The sequence below is a fragment of the Elusimicrobiaceae bacterium genome (genome assembly GCA_028700325.1).
In the GTDB taxonomy this organism is placed as follows: domain Bacteria; phylum Elusimicrobiota; class Elusimicrobia; order Elusimicrobiales; family Elusimicrobiaceae; genus JAQVSV01.
Window position 1 is genome coordinate 43,901 of sequence record JAQVSV010000002.1, and the last position, 20,334, is coordinate 64,234.

The window sequence follows — 20,334 nt, forward strand, 5'->3', positions numbered from 1 at the left end:
GGGCGGCTGACGGCCCGGGATTTTTGCAACGGGCGTTCCGGTTCACGCCCGGGGTTTGCGGCAGGGTGGAAATTGCCGTAGCGGCGTCTGCTGCGGCCATTGCCTGCCCCGCCGTTTTTTTGTTAACCTTAAACAATGCATTGGCGATGATTATCTTCCCGCGCGAGGCTATATAAATGATTACAAAAAAAAAGTCCCAACATATCGCAAGAATTGAAAAAGCCGCAGCCTGGCTTAAAAAAAATCTCAAAGGCCTGACGCCGGACACGCTGATGATAATGGGCAGCGGCCTGTCCAAATCCGTGCCGCAGCTGAAAAATTCCATAACGATCTCCTATGACAGAATACCCGGCTTCCTGCGTTCCACCGTAGAAGGCCACGCGGGCGAACTGGAAATCGGAAAATCCGGCGCGCTTACCGTAGCCATCATGAAAGGCCGGTTCCATTACTATGAAGGGCACGCTATGAGCGATCTGGCCATTCCGATCCGCGTATTCGGCGCGCTTGGCGTGAAGAACCTTGTTGTCACGGCGGCGGTCGGTTCGGTGCATAAAAACGTGAAGCCCGGCAGTTTCGTGATTCTCAGGGATCATATCAATTTCATGGGCGTGCACCCGCTGCGCGGCGTGTATGACAAACGGTTTGGTCCGATGTTTCCCGATCTCACCGACGTCTATGCTCCGGCCCTGCGCCGTGCCGCGCTGGCCGCCTGCAGAAAGAATAAAATCCCCGCGCGCGAAGGCGTTTATCTGGCGGGGTTCGGGCCGACTTATGAAACCCCGACCGAAATACGCATGTTCAGGAGCTGGGGCGCGGACGTGGTCGGCATGTCCACCGTTCCCGAGGTGCTGGCGGCGAGCCAGCTCGGCATGCGGGTGCTGGGCGTTGCCTGCGTGACCAATCTCGCGGCAGGCATTTCCGCTTCTCCGCTTACTCATCAGGAAGTGCTGGACGCCGGCGTTATGATCGCCAGCAAATTCAAAGGGTTCATTGCGGATCTGCTCAAAGCGTCCGCTTTCGAGGTGAAACAGCCATGAGAATGATTGACATCATCATAAAGAAGCGCGGCGGCAACGCGCTTACGCAGGAAGAATTTGATTTCATAGCCGGCGGCGCGGCGAAAGGCGCGGTGCCGGACTATCAGCTTTCCTCGTTTCTGATGGCGTGTTTTTTAAACCCGCTGTCGGACGCGGAGGCCGCGATGTTCACGCGCGCCATGGCTTTGTCCGGCGACAGGCTGCAGTTTAAAGAAATCAGGGCCCCTAAAGTGGACAAACACTCCACCGGCGGCGTGGGCGACGGCATATCGCTCGCGCTCGCGCCTCTGGTCGCCTGCGCGGGGCTGGCGGTGCCGATGATGTCGGGCCGGGGCCTCGGCCACACCGGCGGCACGCTTGACAAGCTGGAAGCGATGAAAGGCTTTAAGGTGCGCATACCCTCGGCGCAGATCAAAAAACAGATGAAAGCGCTGGGCGTGTGCATGTTCGGGCAGACCCGGGATCTTGCGCCCGCCGACAAGAAACTATACGCTTTGCGCGACGCGACCGGCACGGTGGAAAGCCGCCCGCTCATTGTGGCGAGCATCCTTTCAAAAAAATACGCCGAAGGCGTGGACGCGCTGGTCATGGACGTCAAATACGGCTCCGGCGCATTCATGCAGAAATACGGGGACAGTAAAAAACTCGCGCAGTCGCTCGTGCGCACGGCTAGCCTGATGGGGCTTAAGTGCACCGCGCTGCTCACCGGCATGGATCAGCCGCTGGGGCGCGCCGCAGGCAACGCCAACGAAATGCTGCAGAGCATAAACGTGCTCAAAGGCGACAAAACTTCCGCGCCGGATTTCTACGAGCTGCTCATTCAGACGGGCGCCCATATGCTTGTGATGGGCAAAAAGGCCAAAACCGTCGAGCAGGCGGCGCGGCAGCTTGAGGGTTATATTGACGACGGCTCCGCGCTCGAGAAACTGCGCCTGATGATCAAATGGCAGGGCGGCAACCCCAAACTCGTGGACGAGCCGGAGAAGCATCTTAAAAACGCCCGGCTGATGACGGAATTCAAAGCCGCGCAGTCCGGCTATCTGGCCGCGATGAACGCCCGCACGGCCGGCGAGGCCTGCGTGCTGCTCGGCGCGGGGCGCGGCAGAATGGAGGATGTGATTGATTTCGGGGCCGGCATATGGTTTGAGAAAAAAGTGGGCGACGCGGTGAAAAAAGGCGACGTGATCGCGCGGATCCACGCGTCCGACCCCAAACGCCTGAAAGCGGGCGCGGAACATTTTGGACGGGCAGTGAAAATCCAGAAAGGAAAGGTAAAGGTTCCCGGAATAATCCGGGAAGTGATTAAATGACGACAGGAAAAACCTTCGTATCGAAGCATCCGCTGTTGCAGGATAAAATCGGTCGTCTGCGCTGTAAAAACACCAGCGTAGCCGATTTCCGCCGGCTGGTGGGCGAGATAACCATGCTGCTCGGTTATGAGGTGCTGGCGGAGATGAAAATCGAAAAGTCCGAAGTGCACACTCCGCTGGGACTGTGGCAGGGCCATAAGGCCGCGCAGGAACTGACAATCGTTTCCATTCTGCGCGCCGGCCTGGGCATGAGCAACGGGTTCATGGCGCTCGAGCCGATGGCGCGGTTCGCGCATATCGGCGTATACCGCAACGAGGATACGCTTGAGCCGGTTCGTTATTATGCGCGGTTTCCCGCCAATATTGACAGGCATTGCGTAATCCTTACCGACCCGATGCTTGCGACCGGCGGGTCCGCCATAGAGGCGCTGGATATCCTGAAAAACGAGGGCGCGAAAGATATCGCTTTCGTCTGCATTATCGCCGCCAAGGAAGGTGTCGGGAAAGTGCACAAGGTGCATCCGGAAGTGCCGATTTTCATCGGCTCGCTTGACGAAAAGCTGAGCGATAAAGGCTACATACTGCCCGGGCTCGGCGATGCCGGCGACAGGATGTTCGGCACGGTCTGACATTTCAAACCGGTTCGCGGCGTATAACCTGAGCATAATTAAAACGGTGAGAAAAAGCCGCCTTTTGGCGGCTTTTTCCTTTTTTAAGGCGGGACTGGTGTTTGAAAATCTGGTCCGTCCGGCACTTTCAGCCCGGCCCGCAAGTTGTAAATTTCCGGCGTTTTGTGTGCTAAAATAAGTACATGAAGAAAATAAGAAATCTCATTATTATCGGCGCGCTGCTGCTTACTGGCACCTGGGCGGTCTGCGCGCCGGTTACTCAGCTTCAGGAGGCGGGTTCTGCCAGCAGCACAATACAGTTTCCGCCACCTCCGGCCGCGGGATCCGAGGAGGACCGCGCGGACAATGCAGCAGTGCATAAATGGCAGGACGAGCGGACAGAGCAGCAATGCGCGGCCGCCAACGCGCAGGCCTACGCCACCTATGAGGAACTTTTCGGCGGGCTCAGTCCCTTTAAAAAACCGGTTCCGGAAAACGTGCAGAGCATCCTGACGCACTTGCGCAAGGAAGTGAATGACACCAATGTCCAGATCAAAAACCGTTATAAACGGCCCCGGCCTTTCCGTATGGACAGCACCATTGACCCTTGCCTTGGCCGTATTGGCGGATATTCCTATCCGAGTGGACACGCGGCGATTTCGCGGATGTTCGGGCGGCTGCTGGCGGATCTGGTTCCGGCGCAGCGCAAGGTTTTCATGGATCAGGCCGATCAGTGCGCGCTGTACAGGGTTATAGGCGGCGTGCACAATCCCTCCGACATTGAGGCTGGCAAGCTGGTTGGCGACATCAAGTATGAGCAGTTTCTGCGTGATCCTGACACCAGCGCGCAGATCGAGAGCCTCAAGGTATATTTATCCACGCCGTAACCGCGGCGGGCCGTTTCCGTTGAGGATGAACCCCCCCGGCTGTGCCATTGGCCTGCCGGTTGTTATTACGCTTTACCGGCAAGCCGGGGGTTTCTTTTGGTCCAGCCTTCATTTGGCGGGGTTACACACTCCATTGAGCCATGCCGGCAATCATTATGCCGCGTCGGCCGGCGCCGGGGTTTTGCGAGCGTAATTTAAAAAGAAAACCCCCGGCTTTGCCGGGGGTTTTTGACAATGGCGGGACGCTAGATTTCCGCGGCGGCGATCTTGTCCAGTGAAGACTTGTTGGTGATCACTATTTCCTTTCCGTTGCGCTTTATGATTTTGTTTTTTTCAAACTCCGCCAGTATCCGCACCGCCGTTTCCACGGTCAGGCCCGCCATCTCGGCGAGTTCGCGGCGCTTGACGCCTTTTACCACAAAATTCCTGCCGCTTTCCGGCAGCGAGGTTTTAAGAATAACGTCCGCCATGCGGGTTTTTGCGGGTTTGTAGGCAATGTCGTGGGCGCGGGTGTCGCCTTCGCGCACGTCGCGCGCGAGCGCGCGCATGACCGCGACGGACGCATCGGGATGTTTGCGCAGGAAATCAAGGAATAACGCATTGTCCACCAGCGAGATAACCGTGTCGCCCATCACCTCGCCGCTCGACTGGAAGTTGCCGCCCGCAAAAAACGCGATGTGCCCCACCAGATCGCCCGTATGCTCGATACGAGATATCAGCTGCTGTCCGCTCGCGCTGGTTTTATAAATTTTCACCCGGCCGGTGCATACGATAAACAGGCCCGGGGGCGGTTCGCCTTCGTTGAACAGGTATTCGCCGTCGGCAAAGGCGCAGGACGACCGGAGCGATTTCCAGGTGCGCTGGGCGGCTCTGTCAAAGTGTTCGTAGATGCAGTTGGAACGGGAAATACATTTATCACAATCGGGAACTTCACGTTTTGTAAATGACATGGGAGTGTCTCCTACTGTTGATTGTACAAAATGTAAGCATATGCCGGTCAATCTTTTAATGATCTCAATTTGGTAAACTCAGACTGATGCTAAAGGATATCGCCGCCCTCGGACGGGAAAGCGTGATTTACGGGTTTTCCACCGTTCTGGCCCGCCTGCTCAATTTTCTGCTGGTGCCGTTTTACACCTATTTCCTGGCGCCGGCGGATTACGGAGTGGCGGCGTCGGTGTTTGCCTATATCGCGTTTCTCAATATCATCTACCAGTACGGCATGGATCAGGCGTACATGCGCTTTACCGCCGGCAGGAACCCGGACGATCCCGTGGTGTTCTCCACCCCCCTGCTTGCCGTAACGGCCAGCTCGGCGGTATTGTCGGCGGGGCTTATCCTGTTTTCCGGGCCGTTGGCGGAGCTGTGCGGGATCGGGCGCGGGTTCGCGCCGCTGGTGGTCTATTCCGCGCTTGTGCTCGCGCTTGACGCGGTGTGCATAGTGCCGTTTGCCCGGCTGCGGATGAAGCACCGCGCGTGGAAATTCGTGGGAGTGCGTACATTGTCCATAGCGGTCAATGTGGGTATGAATATCGTTATGCTGGCGGTGCTGCGGCGCGGGCCCGAAGGCATTTTTATCGCCGCGCTCGCGGCTTCTGGCGTATCGCTTCTGCTGCTTCTGCCGGACATGTTAAGGATTGCCCGCCCCCGTTTTGACCGGGCGCTGTTTTCTGACATGGCCGCATTCGCCTGGCCGTTCGTGCCGTCCGGGCTTGCTTCGATGATTGTGCAGGTGGTGGACCGGCCGATAGTGATGTTTCTGGCCGGCGCGACGGCGGTCGGCGTGTATCAGGCCGGTTACAAAATGGGCATTTTCATGATGTTGATTGTGGTGATGTTCGATCAGGCGTGGCGCCCGTTTTTCCTCGAGCGCGCCAGACAGCCGGGCGCGGAGCGCATGTTCGCGCGGGTGTTCACGCTGTTTTCGTTCGCCGGGGTCTGGGTGACGCTCGCCATCGCACTTTTTATAGGCGATTTATTGCGGTTCCCGGTGCACGGTGTGTATCTGCTTCACCCGGATTACCGGGGCGGCATTGCTGTTGTGCCGCTGGTGCTGGTGGCGTATCTGTTCTACGGATTTTACATAAATTTCATGGTCGCGCCGGTGCTGAGCAAGAAAACAGGGATGCTGGTTTGGGTGACGCTTGCGGGCGGCCTGTCCAATATAGCCGGCAATTTTCTGCTGGTGCCGCATTTCTCGATTATAGGCGCGGGCTGGGCAACGCTCGTCAGTTATCTTATAATGGCGGTATGCCTTTATTTTGCGGGCCGGCGCGTCTATCCGGTGCCGTACGAATGGAGCCGGGTGTTGAAAGTGTTCGCGTGCGCGGGGCTGCTGCTGGGTTGCGCGTGGGCGGCGGTCAGGTGCGGTGCGCCGGTGCGGGCGGCGAAACTCTCGGTGCTGTTGTTTTATCCGGTTATTCTGGGGCTGGCCGGTTTTTACCGGACGGCGGAAATCGAGGAGCTGAAAAAGATTTTTGTCAGATTGGGGGAACGGTATGGCAAGGCATAAAATGGGCGCGGCCGCCGCGCTTATAATGCAATGGGTGAAGGTCAACAGTTCGGGCGCGGCGAAGCGGTATGCCGATCTGCTCGATTTGTCGGAAGCGGACCCGCTTTACATCAGCTGCGCCGAAATATGCCCGTGGTACGCCGAAGTGATTTTCAACCGCAAATTCATGATAAAGCGGCTGATTCAGGCCCGCCTCGACCAGTCCGAACTGCCGTGCCAGCTGGTGCTGCTGGGTTCCGGCTGGAGCCCGCTTGCGCTGGAGCTGATCGAAACCCGCCGCGCCAGACTCGCGCAGATTTTCGAGATTGATCATGAAAGCCCTGCCGAAAAGAAAAAACTGTTTTACGAAGTGGAGCCGCTTTCGAAAGGGCTTGTTACGTTCATCGGCTCCGAGCTCGGCGCTTTGGACAGGCTCGACAAACACGGCATCCGCCGCGATATCCCCTCCATCATCCTGCTGGAAGGAGCGAGCTATTTCCTGCCGCCGAAAACGCTGGCGCACATGATGCGCCTGTTCAAATCGGGCCAGCGGCATAATTATTGCATTGCCGAATACCTGGTGCCGGAAGGGCAGGTTACGTCGTTCCGGCGTGATATTCCCCACGCTATTTTCGATTCGATCGCCATGGCCGGCGGCTATGCCGACATGACAACCTATAACCGGGCCTCGCTCTCCGCCCTGTTCCGCGGCGAAGGCGGCGAGCCGCTGGAGCATTTTACCCTTTCCGATATGGAGAAACAGCGCACGGGCGAAACCAAGTTCTTCCCCTCCGCGGACCACGGCTGGATCGAAATTCTTACCGCCGAGCTGTAGTCTCCGTGCTTTTGGTATCCGCGCGCCGGCGCGTATCACAACGCCGGCACGCCGGACATGCTGGCGGCTCAGCGCCTGTTTTCGAGCGCAAGCAGAAAAGAAAATTCGAACGCCGCATCCTCTATCGCCTCGAATCTTCCGGAGCGGCCGCCGTGCCCGGCGTTCAGGTCGGTTTTGAGCAGCACGAAATTGCCGTCGGTTTTAAGCGCGCGCAGTTTGGCGGCCCATTTGGCGGGTTCCCAGTACTGCACCTGCGAGTCTTCCAGTCCGGCTGTGATTAGCAGGTGCGGGTAGTCCTGCGCGGTCACGTTGTCATAAGGCGAATAACTTTTCATGTAGCGGTAGTATTTCGGATCGGCGGGGTTGCCCCACTCCTCGTACTCGCCTGCCGTAAGCGGGAGCGACGTGTCCTGCATGGTGGTGACGATGTCCACAAACGGCACGTCCGCCACCACCGCGTTGAAAAGGTCCGGCCGCATGTTTAGCACGGCTCCCATCAGCAGTCCGCCCGCGCTGCCGCCGTTGGCGTAAAGATGGGCGGGCGAGGTGTATTTTCGTTTTATCAGGTGCTCGGCGAGCGCTATGAAATCCGAAAACGAATTCTTTTTTTTAAGCAGTTTTCCGCTTTCATACCATTTGCGCCCCAGGTCGGATCCGCCGCGGACGTGGGCGATGGCGAACACAAATCCCCTGTCGAGCAGCGACAGCCTTGCCACGCTGAAATACGGGTCCGACGAGATGCCGTACGCTCCGTACCCCACCAGGTACAGCGGGTTTGCGCCGTCGCGCCGCAGGCCTTTGCGGTAGACGAGCGAAACGGGTATTTTGACGCCGTCTTTGGCGGAAGCGAAAATCCGTTCGGAGCGGTAATCGCCGGGGTCGAATTTCCCCAGCACTTTTTGCCGTTTTTTAAGGATATGTCCGCCGGTTTTCAGATCGAAATCATATACGCTGGCCGGCGTGGTGAGCGACTGGTAGCCGTAGCGCAGCAGTCTGGTTTCGTAGCACGGATTGTCACCCACATACGCGGTGTAGGCGGGGTCGTTAAAGCGCAGCTGGCGTTCGCGCCCGGTGGCGCGGTTGCGGATGCGGATGCGGGTCAGCCCGCGGCGGGTTTCCTCGATCACCAGATGATCTCTGAAAGCGCTGATGCTTTCAATGAGCGTGTCTGGCCTGTGCGCGATGAGCTGTTTCCAGTTTTTCAGGCCGGTTGCCGTTTCCGGCGTCTGCATCACGCGGAAATTTTTGGCTTTATGATTTGTCAGCACGAAAAACCGGTCGCCGCCGTGTGAAACATAGTATTCCAGTTTTTTCGTGCGCGGCTGGAAAACAACGGGTTCCGTGCGCGGCTGGCCGGCGGGTATGAGCCGGTATTCGCTGGACGTGGAGCTGTGGATTGAAAGGTAGAGGTATTTGCGCGACAGGCTTTTGTCCACTCCCACGCTGAAAGCGGGATCCTTTTCCTCATAGACCGGGGTATGGGTTTTGCGGTCGGGCGAGAGAAGAAAAACACGGTTGTAGCGCAGGGTGGTTTCGTCCTGCCGGGTGTAGAGCAGGGAGCCGCCGTCCTCGGCCCAGACGAAATTGGGCGTGGTTTTTTCGATCGTTTCCGGCAGCAGTTTTCCGGTTTTGAGATTTTTGAAGCTCACTGTGCAGACCCGCCGGCCCTCCGTGTCGGAGGCGTAGGCGAGGATACTGCCGTCAGGGCTGACGGCAAGGCTCATTATATCGTAATAGGCGTGCCCGCGGGCGAGTTTGTTTACATCGAGCAGGATTTTCTCGCGCGCCTTGAGGCTGCCTTGTTTTCGGCAGTAGATGGGGTGCTGGGATCTGGTTTCATAGCGGGCGTAATAGTAACAGCCGTTTTTCCAGACCGGCACGCTGGAGTCGTCTTTTTTCATGCGGGCTTTTATTTCGTTGAAAATGGTTCGCTTGATGTGGGCGGCGGGCCTTAAAACCGCGTCGGTATAGCGGTTTTCTGCTTTGAGACAGGCGGTTACCGCTTCGGAGCCGCGTTCGCGGAGCCAGAAATAATTGTCGGTTCTGGTATCATTGTGCGCGGTCAGCGTGTGCGGCCGGATTTCCGCCGCGGGCGGTTTGATCTTCGGGTGCTTCAGCAGGCCGGTGTCGCGGTCTTTGCGGACAGGTTTCAGGGTTGCGGGGCTGCGTTTCATATCAGGTCTCCTCAATTTCAAAACGGGCGGACAGCGGTTTGTGGTCGGACGAGTTCACTCCGTCGAGCGCCTGCGCGGATATTATTTTAAGCCCGCGCGAGAATATATGGTCAACAGGATGGATGGGATGGCGGCTGCGGGTGTCGGGTTTGAAAGCCAGTTCGGTCAGCCCGGCCACGCGGGTCACCGAATAAAGTATGTCCCTGCGCCGCCTGCTCCAGCAATTAAAGTCGCCCGCCATTATTACCGGGCCCTTGAATTCCGCCAGCGCGCGGCCCGCCTGTTCCATCTGGCGGGCGAACGCCGCCGGGCGCGTGAAGTTTATGCCGTGCACGTTGAGCGCCAGCAGGTAGCCTCCGGGTATCGGATAGACCGTGGCAAGCATCATTTTATGCGTGTTTATCACGGGTTCGCGCTCCTGCGCCAGAAAAAACACGCGCGCGGCGGCGCATGCGCTTCCCGTCGCCACGCCGCAGGCGTGGCCCCGGCCCGGAGAAAAAAAGCTGGTTGCCATCCGCCACGCGGCGCAGGGCAGGCTTAAAAGCGTTTCCACCGCGGGGCTCAGGCGCAGTTCCTGCAGCATGACAAGATCGGATTGCTGGTCCAGTTCCGCGAAATCACGTTCCCAGCGCGGGTGCCGGCATTTGTGGCAGTTCCATACGGTCACTGTTATCCTGCGCGGCAGGCGCCGCCCGGGGGCGGAGCCGTAAGAGGCCAGCACTTCGTGACGGGGCGGTTTCTTTATAAACATCAGTAGTAGGGCGTCAGCAGGCGGAACGCGTTGTTTCTTAACTGATGCGGCAGGCTCAGGCGCTGGCCGTGCCGGGTTTTAATGAGTCTGGCGGCGGATTTTTTTTCAGTCGCGACGGCGAGCAGTTTTCTGGCGAAGGCTTCGCCCAGACACTCCAGATTGGCCTCGAAATTAAGGCGCAGGCTGCGCACGTCCCAGTTGGCGGAGCCTATGAACGACCACAGCCCGTCCACTACCGTCAGTTTGCTGTGGTCGAACGGGGCGGGGGTGCGGTAGATTTTTACGCCCGCTTTCAAAAGGCCCGGGAAATTGGCTTCCATTGCCCAGTCCATGCCGAAAATATTGCTTTTGCCGGGCAGTATGATTTCCGTTCCCACGCCGCGCATGGCGGCCAGCTCCAGCGCGTTCATGATGCCGGAGCCGGGCAGAAAGTACGGGGTGACGATAGTGATGTTTTTTTGCGCGCAGGCGATCGCGCCGAGCAGCAGCCATTCAATGCGGCCGGTGTCGCTGTCCGGCCCGTCGGCTACGGCACGGCAGAGAGTATTGTCCTCGGGTTTTGCGGGGCAGGGCTGCGGTTGTGCGAGCCGGAATTTCCGGCCGCCGCTGAAAAGCCAGTCTTCCTCGAACACGCGGGCGAGCTGGTCGGTAACGGGGCCGCAGACCCGGAAGGTTATGTCCGCGATCGCGTCGTGCCTGTATTTTTTCAGCAGGTTGCCGCGGCTGATGTTCATGCCTCCGATGATGGCGGCGTCGCTGTCAGTTATCAGCATTTTGCGATGGTTGCGCAGGTTCACAAACGGCAGCGCGAACGGGGTTTTTGCCGGCAGAAACAGGCGCAATTCAAGATTGGGGATGTCGCGCAGTTCCGTTTCTATGGTGGGCGTGGAATAGCGCACGCCCACCCCGTCGAGCAGCACGCGCGCATGCACGCCGCGCCGGGCGGCGGCTTTGAGGGCGGCGGCGACGGCGCGGCCCGCCTCGTCGTTGTCGAAAATATAGCTGGCCAGCAGAATCTGCTTTTGCGCGCGGGTGATGGCTTCGATCATGGCGGGATAAGCCTCGTCGCCGTTTATTAGCGGCTCGATGGACACGCAGTGCGAAAATTTCTGTTTCAGGGCTTTGTCCGCGAACCGGAGAAAGTCCGCGTATCGCGGCGAATGAATTGCGCCCGGCGGCTGGTGATGCTCGTCAGCGTCCGGCCCGGCCGGCGCGGAAGTTTTGCGGCGCAGGCGCAAAGCCTTGCGCTGGATGCGGTTGACGCCGAGTATGATATAGAGGAGTCCGCCGGTTATCGGGGCCAGCCAGACCAGTCCGATCCAGCCGGCCGCGCTTTTTGTGTCATCCTTATTAAGCAGAATATGCGCGGTCGCCACTGCCGCCAGCGCGACGTGGAGTGTGCCCGCCGCTATGGCCCAGATCATGTTCCCGTGCCGCATCGCCGCCTGCAATATGCCCGACATTATGCCGCGCCGCCGTATTTTTTATTGAGTATCCGGGCCAGCCCTCCGGTCGCGGTTTCGCGGTACTTGGCGTTCATGTCAAGGCCGGTTTCGTGCATGGTGGAAACCACGTCGTCGTAGCTCACCAGCCCGTGCCCGTCGGACAGCAGCGCGTAAGTCGAGCAGGACAGCGCGCGCACCGCCGCCATCGCGTTGCGCTCGATGCAGGGCACCTGCACCAGTCCTCTGACCGGGTCGCAGGTAAGGCCCAGATGATGTTCCAGGCCCGCTTCCGCGGCGTATTCGATCTGGGCGATGCTGCCGGCCAGCAGCTGCGCCGTCGCGCCCGACGCCATGGCGCAGGCCACTCCTATTTCGCCCTGGCACCCCACTTCCGCGCCCGATATGGAGGCGTTATGCCTGGCCACATTGCCGAAAATACCCGCCGTGGCCAGCGCGTGATGAATGCGCTTGTCGGAAAAATCGTAAGTCGTCTGCATCAGGTGCAGGAGCGCGGGCACCACGCCGCAGGATCCGCAGGTCGGCGCGGTCACCACCTCGCCTCCGGCGGCGTTTTCTTCGGCGCAGCCGAGCGCATAGGCGAACAGAAAATTCACCGGCTGCAGAAACTGGGTTTGCGTTTTCGCTTTGGTGAGAAAGCTGTAGGCCTTGCGCTGGAGCCTCAGTCCGCCCGGCAGCATGTCCTCCTCGCGGATGCCGCGGATGAGTGTGCGGCGCATTGCTGTCCACACTTCGGCCAGATAGTCCCACAGTTCGGGGCCTTCGTGTTCTTCCGCGTATTTCCACAGGGTGATGCCTTTTTCTTCGATATAGGCGCGTATTTCCGAGAAGTTTTTATGCGGATAAACGGTTTCCACGTCCTGCCGGAAATTCTCCGCGCCGCGCACTTCGCCGCCGCCCACGCTGTAGGCCTGCCACCGGTCAAGCAGGCTGCCGTTTTCGTCTAAAGCGGAGAATTCCATGCCGTTGGGGTGCAGCGGCAGCTGTTTGGCCGGGTTCCATTCGATTTCCGCCGGCGCGCCGCCCAGTCCGGCGATAATGGCCTTGTCGGTGAGGTGGCCGGCCCCGGTCAGGGCCAGACTGCCGTACAGCCCGATTCTGTAACGCGCGGCGGCCGGTGTTTTTCGCCGGAAAGTTTCAGCCGCCAGCTTCGGGCCCATTGTATGGCTGCTGGAGGGCCCCATACCTGTTTTGTAAATCTGTTTTATGCTGTCCATTGGCGCCGCCTTCAATAGGATGTGTTTATCTCATACAAGTATTATAAAATATTTATAGTGATTCCCCTACAGGCGGCGGTAATAATGAAAATCAAAATATTTATGATTATGCTGGCGATCGGGGCGGCTCCGTGTTTCGCGGGGCCGGACGCGGTCAAAATAATGTCCGGGTCGGACCGGATAATGAACCCCGACCAGCCGTACACGGTTTCGGTGGAGCTTACCGATTTCCGCGCCGGCGTTGCGGTCAGCACGCTGAACCTGCAGGCGTACGCGTTTCGCGACAGATATACCCGCCGCATGACTACGCTGGTGGATTTCCTCTCTCCGGAAAAAGATGACGGCAAGCTGATGCTCAAGCAGGGCAGAAATTTGTGGCTGTATACGCCGCTGTCGTCCGGCACGGTGCATATCTCGCCCAGGCAGCAGCTGCTCGGCACCGCCTCGAACAGCGATGTTCTGGCGGTTAATCTCGCGCTGGATTACAAACCCGCCTACGAAGGGCGCGCCCGGGCCAAGGATTCAGCCGGAACCGTGCGCGACTGTGTTAACCTCAACCTGCGCGCCAGGGACGATAACGCCGATTACCTCGGCATCCAGTACTGGGTGGAGGAGGAAACCAATCTGCCCGTGCAGGCAAAATATTATTCCGATTCCGGGCGGCTGTTAAAAACCGTTTTTTACGGGAAATACCGCAGCGAGCTGGGGTCTTTCCGTCCGACCGAACTGCTGGTTGTTGACGGCGTTGACAGCAGGTATGTGACACGCATTTCGTTTTCCGGCTACCGCTACAAGAATATCGGGCTTGACTGGTTTGAGCCGTCCGCCCTGCATAAATTTGCGCGCGCCGCGATTGCGGGGCTGGATCTTCCTGCTGTTTCCCCCCTCTCAGGCGGCGAGGATCTGGAACCGCAAGTGTCGTCCGCGATAGCTGCCGGCAACTGATTGCGGCATTGCGAAACTCAGGGCCGTGTCCGCTTGAACCGGATGGTCTTTATGCGTTATGCGGGCGCGGCGGAACGTGCTTATTGCGGGTTTCTGGCGAGCCGGGCGGTGTAATGAAGCGGCGTGCCCGGGTTGAAATAGGCAATTTCCTCGCCGAGCGATTTAATGCGCTGTTCCAGGCAGTCGCGGCACATGCCGGCGTTTTCGTCGAGGCAGGGCTTGCCGTCGTACAGCTGGTAATAGGCCCGGTATTTCGTGTCCGTTATGTTGGGCATTATCACGTTCGCGCCGGCTTTAAGGCCCAGCTCACGGCCGGCGGGGCTTAGTGCCTGCAGCGCGGTGGTGGCCGCGATATTTATATCCGGCAGTACCAGCCGGGCAACCGCTATCATTTTAAGACCCATTTCAAGGCTGTGCGGCCTCATCGCCGGCGCCGCGCCGGCGGCGAGCGGGGTTTGCGCGTGAGGAATGTAAGGGCCCATGCCGATCATGTCAATATCCATATCGCGGAAAAAAATAATATCGTTCGCCAGATCCTCCACTGTCTGAAAGGGCAGGCCCGTCATCACTCCGGTGCCTGTCTGGTAGCCCAGTTTCCGAAGTGTTTTCAGGCAGTTGAGGCGGGTATCGAAACTATGGTCTTTCGGATGGAGTCTGGCGTAAAGCGCGGGGTTGGAGGTTTCTATGCGCAGCAGATAGCGCGCCGCTCCGGCCGCCAGCCAGCGTCCGTAAGTCTCTTCGGTCTGTTCGCCGAGCGAAAGGGTAACCGCCAGTTTCCCTTCCGTTTTGGATTTTATTTCCGCCAGTACCAGCTCGACGGAGCGTATGAATTCCTCGCTCGCGCGTTCGCCCGACTGAAGCACCACCGACCCGTACCCCGCTTCATATGCCCATAAGGCCGACGCGATGATTTCACCGGAGTCGAGCGTAAACCGGGTTACGCCGGCGTTGTCTTTGCGGATGCCGCAATAATAACAGTTTTTTACGCAGACGTTGCTCATTTCTATCAGCCCGCGGAAATAGACTGTCCGGCCCACCGTTTCCGTTTTCACGCGGTAAGCCTGCCCGTACAGTCCTGCGAGCGATTTTTCATCGCTGAAGCTCAGTTTCTGAATAATTTCATCCCGGTTCATAAAGCCTGCCTTATTACGCCGCCGCCTATAACCGCGCCGTACTGGTAAAATACCGCGCTTTGGCCCGGCGTGACCGAAAGCTGCGGTTTTGCGAATTCCACCCGCGCACAGTTGCCGTTAAGCGCAAACGCCGTCGCTTCGGCCGGAGGATGCGCCTGCCTTATTTTAACCATGACTTTAACGGGCTGCGCCGGAGCCGCGCCGCTTTGCCATAACACATCTTCCGCTACAAGCGCGGCGGCATACAGCTCGCTTTTGGGGCCTACGGTTACGCGGTTGGTCGCTCCGTCAAGCGCGGTAACGTAGAGCGGCGTTTTTTCGCCGCTGATGCCCAGCCCCCGGCGCTTGCCTATGGTGTAATTCCAGATGCCGGTGTGGGTGCCGAGCGTTTTGCCGGCTTTGTCCACGATTTCGCCGGGCCGGTTGGGAAAGCGGAGAATATCGTTGTAATCGCCGCAGTAAAAATCCTGGCTGTCGGGCTTGTCGTGAACCGGCAGCGCGTGCTGCCGGGCGAGCGCCCGCACTTCGGTTTTCAGATAACCGCCCAGCGGAAACAGCACGCCGGACAGTTGTTCCGGGTCAAGCCGGTGTATGAAATAGGTCTGGTCCCGGGCCGGATCGCGCGCGGTTGCCAGGCGGAAATAGCCCTGCGGGGCGCGTTCTATGCGGGCGTAGTGGCCGGTTGCGAATTTGTCGAATTCAACACCCGCCGCCCGCGCGCCGGCGGGCAGCACCCCGAATTTTATGCGGCTGTTGCATCTCACGCACGGGTTGGGTGTTCGCCCGCGCGCGTATTCTGACCGGAAATTTTCCAGCACCGTTTCCGCGTACTGCGCGCGGCAGTCCACCACATGAAATGGAATTTTCAGGGCGGCGGCAACGGCGGCGGCGGTTTCGATATCGTCTTCTTCGGGCCCCAGGCAGGCTCCGCCGCCCGCTTTAGGGAGCGGGAGGCTGTCGTCCCAGATCGTCATGATGGCGCCGATCACTTCATAGCCCTGCTGTTTGAGAAGCAGCGCGGCTACGGCGGAGTCCACCCCGCCGCTGAGTCCCACAAGCGTTTTGATCGTCATAACACGCCTTGCGCGTTCCGCGCGGTCAGCTGGATTTTGCTTTTAACGCTTTTAGCGCCACGCAGTGCGGCGGCAGGTTTTTTCCGTCGCCCATCTCACGCAGCATGGTAAGCGTATCGGTTTTTTTCAGATAAGGGTTGGCGGCGGCGTAATTTCCGGCGGTTTTGCCGTCTTTATCCACTGCCTGGGGATCGGCGCAGCTGTCGAGCATCAGTTTAATAGTGGGCGGATAGGTGGTTTTGGAGGCCACCAGCATCAAGGGCGTTACGCCGTTTTTGGTCGCGGTGTTGATATTGCCGCCCGCCGCGTTGAGTTTAAGCACCATCAGTTCGGGCGCGGGTTTTTTCAGGGCCGCGTAAAGTATGGGTGTGTTGCCCTCGTTGTCTTTGGCGTTCACGTCGGCCCCGGCACTGATGAGCAGTTTTGGTATGTCAAATTCCTTGCAGCTGCTCGCCGCCGCCATCAGCGCGGTCATGCCGTCGCCGGAGCGGGCGGCCACGTCCGCGCCCTTGGCGATGAGCGTTTCGGTTATTATGGGAGTGCTGTTGAGCGCGGCGGCGTTCATGAGAGGGGTTTCGCCGCGCGCGTTTTTAGCGTTTATGTCGGCTCCGGCGTTTAAAAGAGCTATCAAAACCGCCGGGTTGGCAGTTTTGCCCGCCGCAAGCGAAAACGCGGTATTGCCGTCCCCGGTCGCGGCGTTTATGTCCGCGCCCGCGTTGATCAGCGCGGTAACCGTTTCAGGCGTGTTTGACATTGCCGCCAGCATCAGCGGCGTGTGCCCGGATTTTGCCGCCCTTGCGTTTATATTGGCGTTTCCTTTTAAAAGCGCCGCGATTACTCCGGGATTTTCGTTAACCGCGCTGGCGAGCATAAGCGGGGTATAGCCGCTTGAGTTGGCGGCGTTGGCATCCGCTCCGGCGGTTATCAGCGCAACGATAACCTCCGGGGAGGAGTCTGTCGCCGCACGCATCAGCGGCGTGTTGCCCTGTTTGTCGGAGGCGGTCAGGTCGGCGCGGCGTGAAAGATAGGCGTTCACGGTTTCTTCATTGGCGGATTTCCAGAAGTCCCTCGTGTCGGGGAATTTCTGCCCGCAGCCCGCGAGCAGGGCGCCCAGCATTATGGCGAAGAAAGGTTTGTGCAATTTGATCATGATCTTGACTTCCAGTTTATATTGAACGGCTGTATTTATATATTAACATTTCAGTCCGGGTGTGGCAAAAATTAAAAAAAAGCCCCCGGCTTATGCCGGAGGCTTTTTCAGAGAAAAACTTTGTCCGTCAGAGCAGCGGATTGGAAACCAGCCCGTCCGCGAGTTTCGGCTCAAACCAGGTGGATTTCGGAGGCATGACCTGATTGTCGTCGGCCACCGCGATCAGTTCGTCAAGCGACGTGGGGTGCAGCGCGAACGCCACTTTCATCTCGCCCGAGTTGACGCGTTTTTCCAGCTCGCCCAGGCCGCGGATCCCGCCCACGAAATCTATCCTGTTGGATTTGCGCAGATCCGCTATGCCCAGAATCTTGTCAAGCACGAGATCCGACAGTACGCTTACGTCCAGCGACAGCACCGGATCGTCCTCTTTCGACGGGGTTTTCACCGCCGGCGTCAGCGTATACCACTTGCCGGCCAGATACATCCCGAACGTCCGGCGCGCTTCCGGTTTCGCCCGGCCTTTTTCTTCCGTAACGGTGAAACTGGCCCGGAGCCGGTCCATAAACTGCTCGTCGCTAAGGCCGTTAAGGTCAACGACCACGCGGTTATAATCCCAGATCTTCATTTCGTTCACCGGAAACGCCACTGCCAGATAGGTGTTGTACGGTTCCGTGCCGGTGTGCTTTTTGCCGCGTTTCTCGATCATCATTTTTTTCACGCGCGAGGCGGCGGCGGAACGGTGATGCCCGTCGGCTATGTAAACGGCTTGCTGTTTCTCGAATGATTCGCTGATGGTTTTTATGTCGGCTTCACTGTTTAACACCCACAGCGTATGCGTCACGCCGCCGATTCCTACGGCCGAAAATTCCGGTTCGCTCTGCGTGACGCGCCGGATTATCCCGTCAACTTCGGGAATTTGCTTGTAGGCGATCAGGCCCGGCCCCGTCTGCGCTTCCACGGCGATGATCTGGTTGACCCGGTCGTCCTCCTTGACGGGCCGCGTGAACTCGTGCTTGCGGATGCGGTTGGCGTCGTAATCGTCTACGCAGGCGCCGACCACAAGCCCGGTCTGCACATGCTCGCCCATTTTCAGCCGGTAAACGTAGAAACAGGGGCTGCTCTCGCGCACCAGAACGCCGTCTTTGAGCATTTTTCTGAAATTCTCCGCCGCTTTGGCGTACACCGCGGGATCGTAATGATCCACGTTTTCCGGCAGGTCTATCTCGGCTTTCGAAACGTGCAGGAAACTCAGCGGCTTGCCTTTCGCCATTTCGCGCGCCTCGCCGGAGTCAAGCACGTCGTACGGCGGGGCGATGACATCCTGAGCCCGGCCTTTTGCCGGCCGGATTCCGTGGATCGGGTTGAACAGTGGTAGTTTTGCCATGATAAAAGCCTCTACTTGATTTTGTCGCCGTTGAGCGCGTTGGCGCGTTTGCCGGTCAGCAGGTAATCGCTGATCTGCTCAGCCGCCTGGCGCGCCACGTTGATCTGCGCTTCGACGGTGGATGCCGCGATGTGCGGGGTGAGCACCGCGTTGGGCAGGTTGAAAAAGATATGTTCCTTCGCGGGCTCCTTGGCGTACACGTCGCAGGCGATGCCGGCGAGCTTGCCGCTTTCCAGCGCCGCCTTGATGTCTTCCTCGGCCATGATCGCGCCGCGCGCGCAGTTGATAAGGCGCACGCCGTCTTTCATTCTGGCGATGGCGTCTTTGTTGATCATGCCTCTGGTCTTGTCGTTAAGGCCGACGTGGTAGGTGATTATGTCGGCGCGCTGATAAAGCTCGTCGAGCGGCACTTTCTCCACGCCCAGTTCCTCCGCGCGCGCGTCGGTCATCACGGGATCGAACACGACCACTTTCATCCGCAGCCCTTTCGCGCGGTCCGCCACTATCGAGCTGATGTTGCCGCAGCCCACTATGCCGAGCGTTTTCTCGAAAACTTCGGCGCCCTCGAATTTATTCTTTTCCCATTTGCCCGCATGGGTGGACTGGTTCGCCGCCGGTATCATCCGGCACAGCGCGAACATCATGGCTATTGCGTGCTCGGCCGTCGAAACGGTGTTGCCGAACGGGGTGTTCATAACCAGCACTCCGCACTCGCTGGCGGCGGGGATGTCAATATTGTCCACGCCGATGCCCGCGCGCGCCGCCACTTTCAGCCCTTTGGCGGCTTTGAGTATTTCGGGGGTGAGCGTGGTGGCGGAGCGGATCACGATTCCGTCGAACCCCGGCAGAAAATCTTTCAGCTCCTCCGGCTTCATGCCTGTTTTTACTACGGCTTCGATCCCGCGGTCCTTGAAAACTCTGGCGCAGATCGGATCGGCTTTGTCGGCAATTAAAACTCTCATTATGTTCTCCTTTATATGTCAGGCTTTGACGGTCTTGAATTCTTTAGCCACTTCTTCGTACGCCCAGTCGAGCCAGTGCGTCAGGGCCTCCACGTCGGATGCTTCCACCGTCGCGCCGCACCAGATACGAATTCCGACCGGAGCTTTTCCGTAGGAGTTGATATCGTAGGCCACGCCTTCCTTGTCGAGCAGCGCGGTGATTTTTTTGGCGGTTTTGGCTTTCTCCTCTTCGGGGAGTTTCGTGAACCAGTCGGCGGTGATCCTGAGGCAGACGGAGGTGTTGGAGCGGGTTTCCTTTGTTTCCGCGAGGAACCCGACCCATCCGCTTTTCCCGACCCAGTCCTCAACGGCTTTAAGATTGGCGTTCGCGCGGGCCTCAAGCGCTTTCTGCCCGCCGATCTCCTCGGCCCATTTGAGTGCGTCTATCGCGTCTTCCACGCACAGCATCGAGGGGGTGTTGACGGTGGAGTATTCCAGTTCGCCTTCCTTGAGCTTGTCCTGCGAGGCGAGCCTGAACAGTTTGGGCAGCGGCCATGAAACCTTGGGCTCGGTTTCCTCCATGCGCTTTACGGCGCGTGGCGAGAGGATGAGCACGCCGTGCGCGGCTTCCCCGCCCAGCACTTTCTGCCACGAGAAAGTTATCACGTCGAGCTTTGAATAATCGAGTGGCTGCGCGAAAATGCCGGAGGTGGCGTCGCAGATCACTATGCCTTCGCGGTCGGCGCAAATCCAGTCGAGGTTCGGCACTTTTACGCCGGAGGTGGTGCCGTTGAGAGTGAAAACGATATCGTGTTTCGGGTTGGCTTTTGAAAGGTCGGCGAGCTTGCCGTAATCGGCTTTATATTCGTTCACGTCCTTGAGTTTGAGCTGTTTCACCGCGTCGGTAATCCAGCCTTTGCTGAACGATTCCCAGC

General features: G+C 58.7%; 18 protein-coding genes. 7 read left to right on the plus strand and 11 right to left on the minus strand.

Annotated elements, in window-relative coordinates; genetic code table 11:
• Positions 1-176 precede the first annotated feature (176 nt).
• The 4 genes from PHW69_00610 (at position 177) to PHW69_00625 (ending at position 3,842) form a co-directional block, all read left to right on the plus strand.
• Complete coding sequence (locus PHW69_00610) at positions 177-1,037, plus strand: purine-nucleoside phosphorylase (protein ID MDD4003689.1); 861 nt, start codon at positions 177-179, stop codon at positions 1,035-1,037.
• Entirely contained in the window at positions 1,034-2,347 is a 1,314-nt protein-coding gene (locus PHW69_00615) for a thymidine phosphorylase (GenBank protein MDD4003690.1), read from the plus strand. Before PHW69_00610 ends, PHW69_00615 begins: the two co-directional genes overlap by 4 nt.
• Positions 2,344-2,976: a uracil phosphoribosyltransferase gene (upp, locus tag PHW69_00620; GenBank protein ID MDD4003691.1), complete on the plus strand. Its 633-nt coding sequence runs from the start codon at positions 2,344-2,346 to the stop codon at positions 2,974-2,976. Before PHW69_00615 ends, upp begins: the two co-directional genes overlap by 4 nt.
• A 182-nt stretch (positions 2,977-3,158) precedes the next feature.
• Positions 3,159-3,842, plus strand: coding sequence for a phosphatase PAP2 family protein (locus PHW69_00625; protein ID MDD4003692.1), 684 nt, complete (start codon positions 3,159-3,161; stop codon positions 3,840-3,842).
• A 245-nt stretch (positions 3,843-4,087) separates the two neighbouring features.
• On the opposite strand, the gene PHW69_00630 is transcribed toward PHW69_00625, so the two are convergent.
• Positions 4,088-4,792, minus strand: a complete 705-nt coding sequence (locus PHW69_00630; protein MDD4003693.1) for a Crp/Fnr family transcriptional regulator — start codon at positions 4,790-4,792, stop codon at positions 4,088-4,090.
• 86 nt (positions 4,793-4,878) lie between these two features.
• Between PHW69_00630 and PHW69_00635 the strand changes: the two genes are divergently transcribed.
• Together PHW69_00635 and PHW69_00640 are read left to right on the plus strand one after the other, a co-directional pair.
• Positions 4,879-6,354: an oligosaccharide flippase family protein gene (locus PHW69_00635; GenBank protein MDD4003694.1), complete on the plus strand. Its 1,476-nt coding sequence runs from the start codon at positions 4,879-4,881 to the stop codon at positions 6,352-6,354.
• On the plus strand, positions 6,341-7,168 hold the full coding sequence (locus PHW69_00640) for a class I SAM-dependent methyltransferase (GenBank protein MDD4003695.1): 828 nt from the start codon (positions 6,341-6,343) through the stop codon (positions 7,166-7,168). The genes PHW69_00635 and PHW69_00640 overlap by 14 nt, the downstream gene beginning before the upstream one ends.
• Before the next feature lie 68 nt (positions 7,169-7,236).
• On the opposite strand, the gene PHW69_00645 is transcribed toward PHW69_00640, so the two are convergent.
• The 4 genes from PHW69_00645 to PHW69_00660 are packed head-to-tail and all read right to left on the minus strand — an operon-like array spanning position 7,237 to position 12,773.
• Positions 7,237-9,342 (minus strand): S9 family peptidase, encoded by a 2,106-nt coding sequence (locus PHW69_00645; GenBank protein ID MDD4003696.1) that lies wholly within the window; start codon positions 9,340-9,342, stop codon positions 7,237-7,239.
• A gap of 1 nt (position 9,343) precedes the next feature.
• Positions 9,344-10,093, minus strand: a complete 750-nt coding sequence (locus PHW69_00650) for an endonuclease/exonuclease/phosphatase family protein (GenBank protein MDD4003697.1) — start codon at positions 10,091-10,093, stop codon at positions 9,344-9,346.
• Positions 10,093-11,556, minus strand: a complete 1,464-nt coding sequence (locus PHW69_00655) for a phospholipase D-like domain-containing protein (protein ID MDD4003698.1) — start codon at positions 11,554-11,556, stop codon at positions 10,093-10,095. The genes PHW69_00650 and PHW69_00655 overlap by 1 nt, the downstream gene beginning before the upstream one ends.
• Entirely contained in the window at positions 11,556-12,773 is a 1,218-nt protein-coding gene (locus PHW69_00660; protein MDD4003699.1) for an L-serine ammonia-lyase, read from the minus strand. The genes PHW69_00655 and PHW69_00660 overlap by 1 nt, the downstream gene beginning before the upstream one ends.
• Positions 12,774-12,857: 84 nt before the next feature.
• Between PHW69_00660 and PHW69_00665 the strand changes: the two genes are divergently transcribed.
• Positions 12,858-13,718, plus strand: a complete 861-nt coding sequence (locus PHW69_00665) for an outer membrane lipoprotein-sorting protein (GenBank protein ID MDD4003700.1) — start codon at positions 12,858-12,860, stop codon at positions 13,716-13,718.
• 80 nt (positions 13,719-13,798) lie between these two features.
• Here PHW69_00665 and hydE read toward each other — a convergent pair whose 3' ends face one another.
• The 6 genes from hydE to PHW69_00695 form a co-directional block, all read right to left on the minus strand.
• Complete coding sequence (gene hydE / locus PHW69_00670; GenBank protein ID MDD4003701.1) at positions 13,799-14,851, minus strand: [FeFe] hydrogenase H-cluster radical SAM maturase HydE; 1,053 nt, start codon at positions 14,849-14,851, stop codon at positions 13,799-13,801.
• A complete protein-coding gene (mnmA, locus tag PHW69_00675) occupies positions 14,848-15,924 on the minus strand; it encodes a tRNA 2-thiouridine(34) synthase MnmA (GenBank protein MDD4003702.1) in 1,077 nt (358 codons plus the stop codon). The genes hydE and mnmA overlap by 4 nt, the downstream gene beginning before the upstream one ends.
• A 25-nt stretch (positions 15,925-15,949) precedes the next feature.
• Positions 15,950-17,074: an ankyrin repeat domain-containing protein gene (locus tag PHW69_00680; protein ID MDD4003703.1), complete on the minus strand. Its 1,125-nt coding sequence runs from the start codon at positions 17,072-17,074 to the stop codon at positions 15,950-15,952.
• 127 nt (positions 17,075-17,201) lie between these two features.
• Positions 17,202-18,458, minus strand: coding sequence for a DUF1015 domain-containing protein (locus PHW69_00685; protein ID MDD4003704.1), 1,257 nt, complete (start codon positions 18,456-18,458; stop codon positions 17,202-17,204).
• 11 nt (positions 18,459-18,469) lie between these two features.
• Positions 18,470-19,420 (minus strand): hydroxyacid dehydrogenase, encoded by a 951-nt coding sequence (locus PHW69_00690; protein ID MDD4003705.1) that lies wholly within the window; start codon positions 19,418-19,420, stop codon positions 18,470-18,472.
• Positions 19,421-19,438: 18 nt separating this feature from the next.
• On the minus strand, positions 19,439-20,334 hold an 896-nt coding region (locus PHW69_00695), incomplete at its 5' end, for a phosphoserine transaminase (GenBank protein ID MDD4003706.1).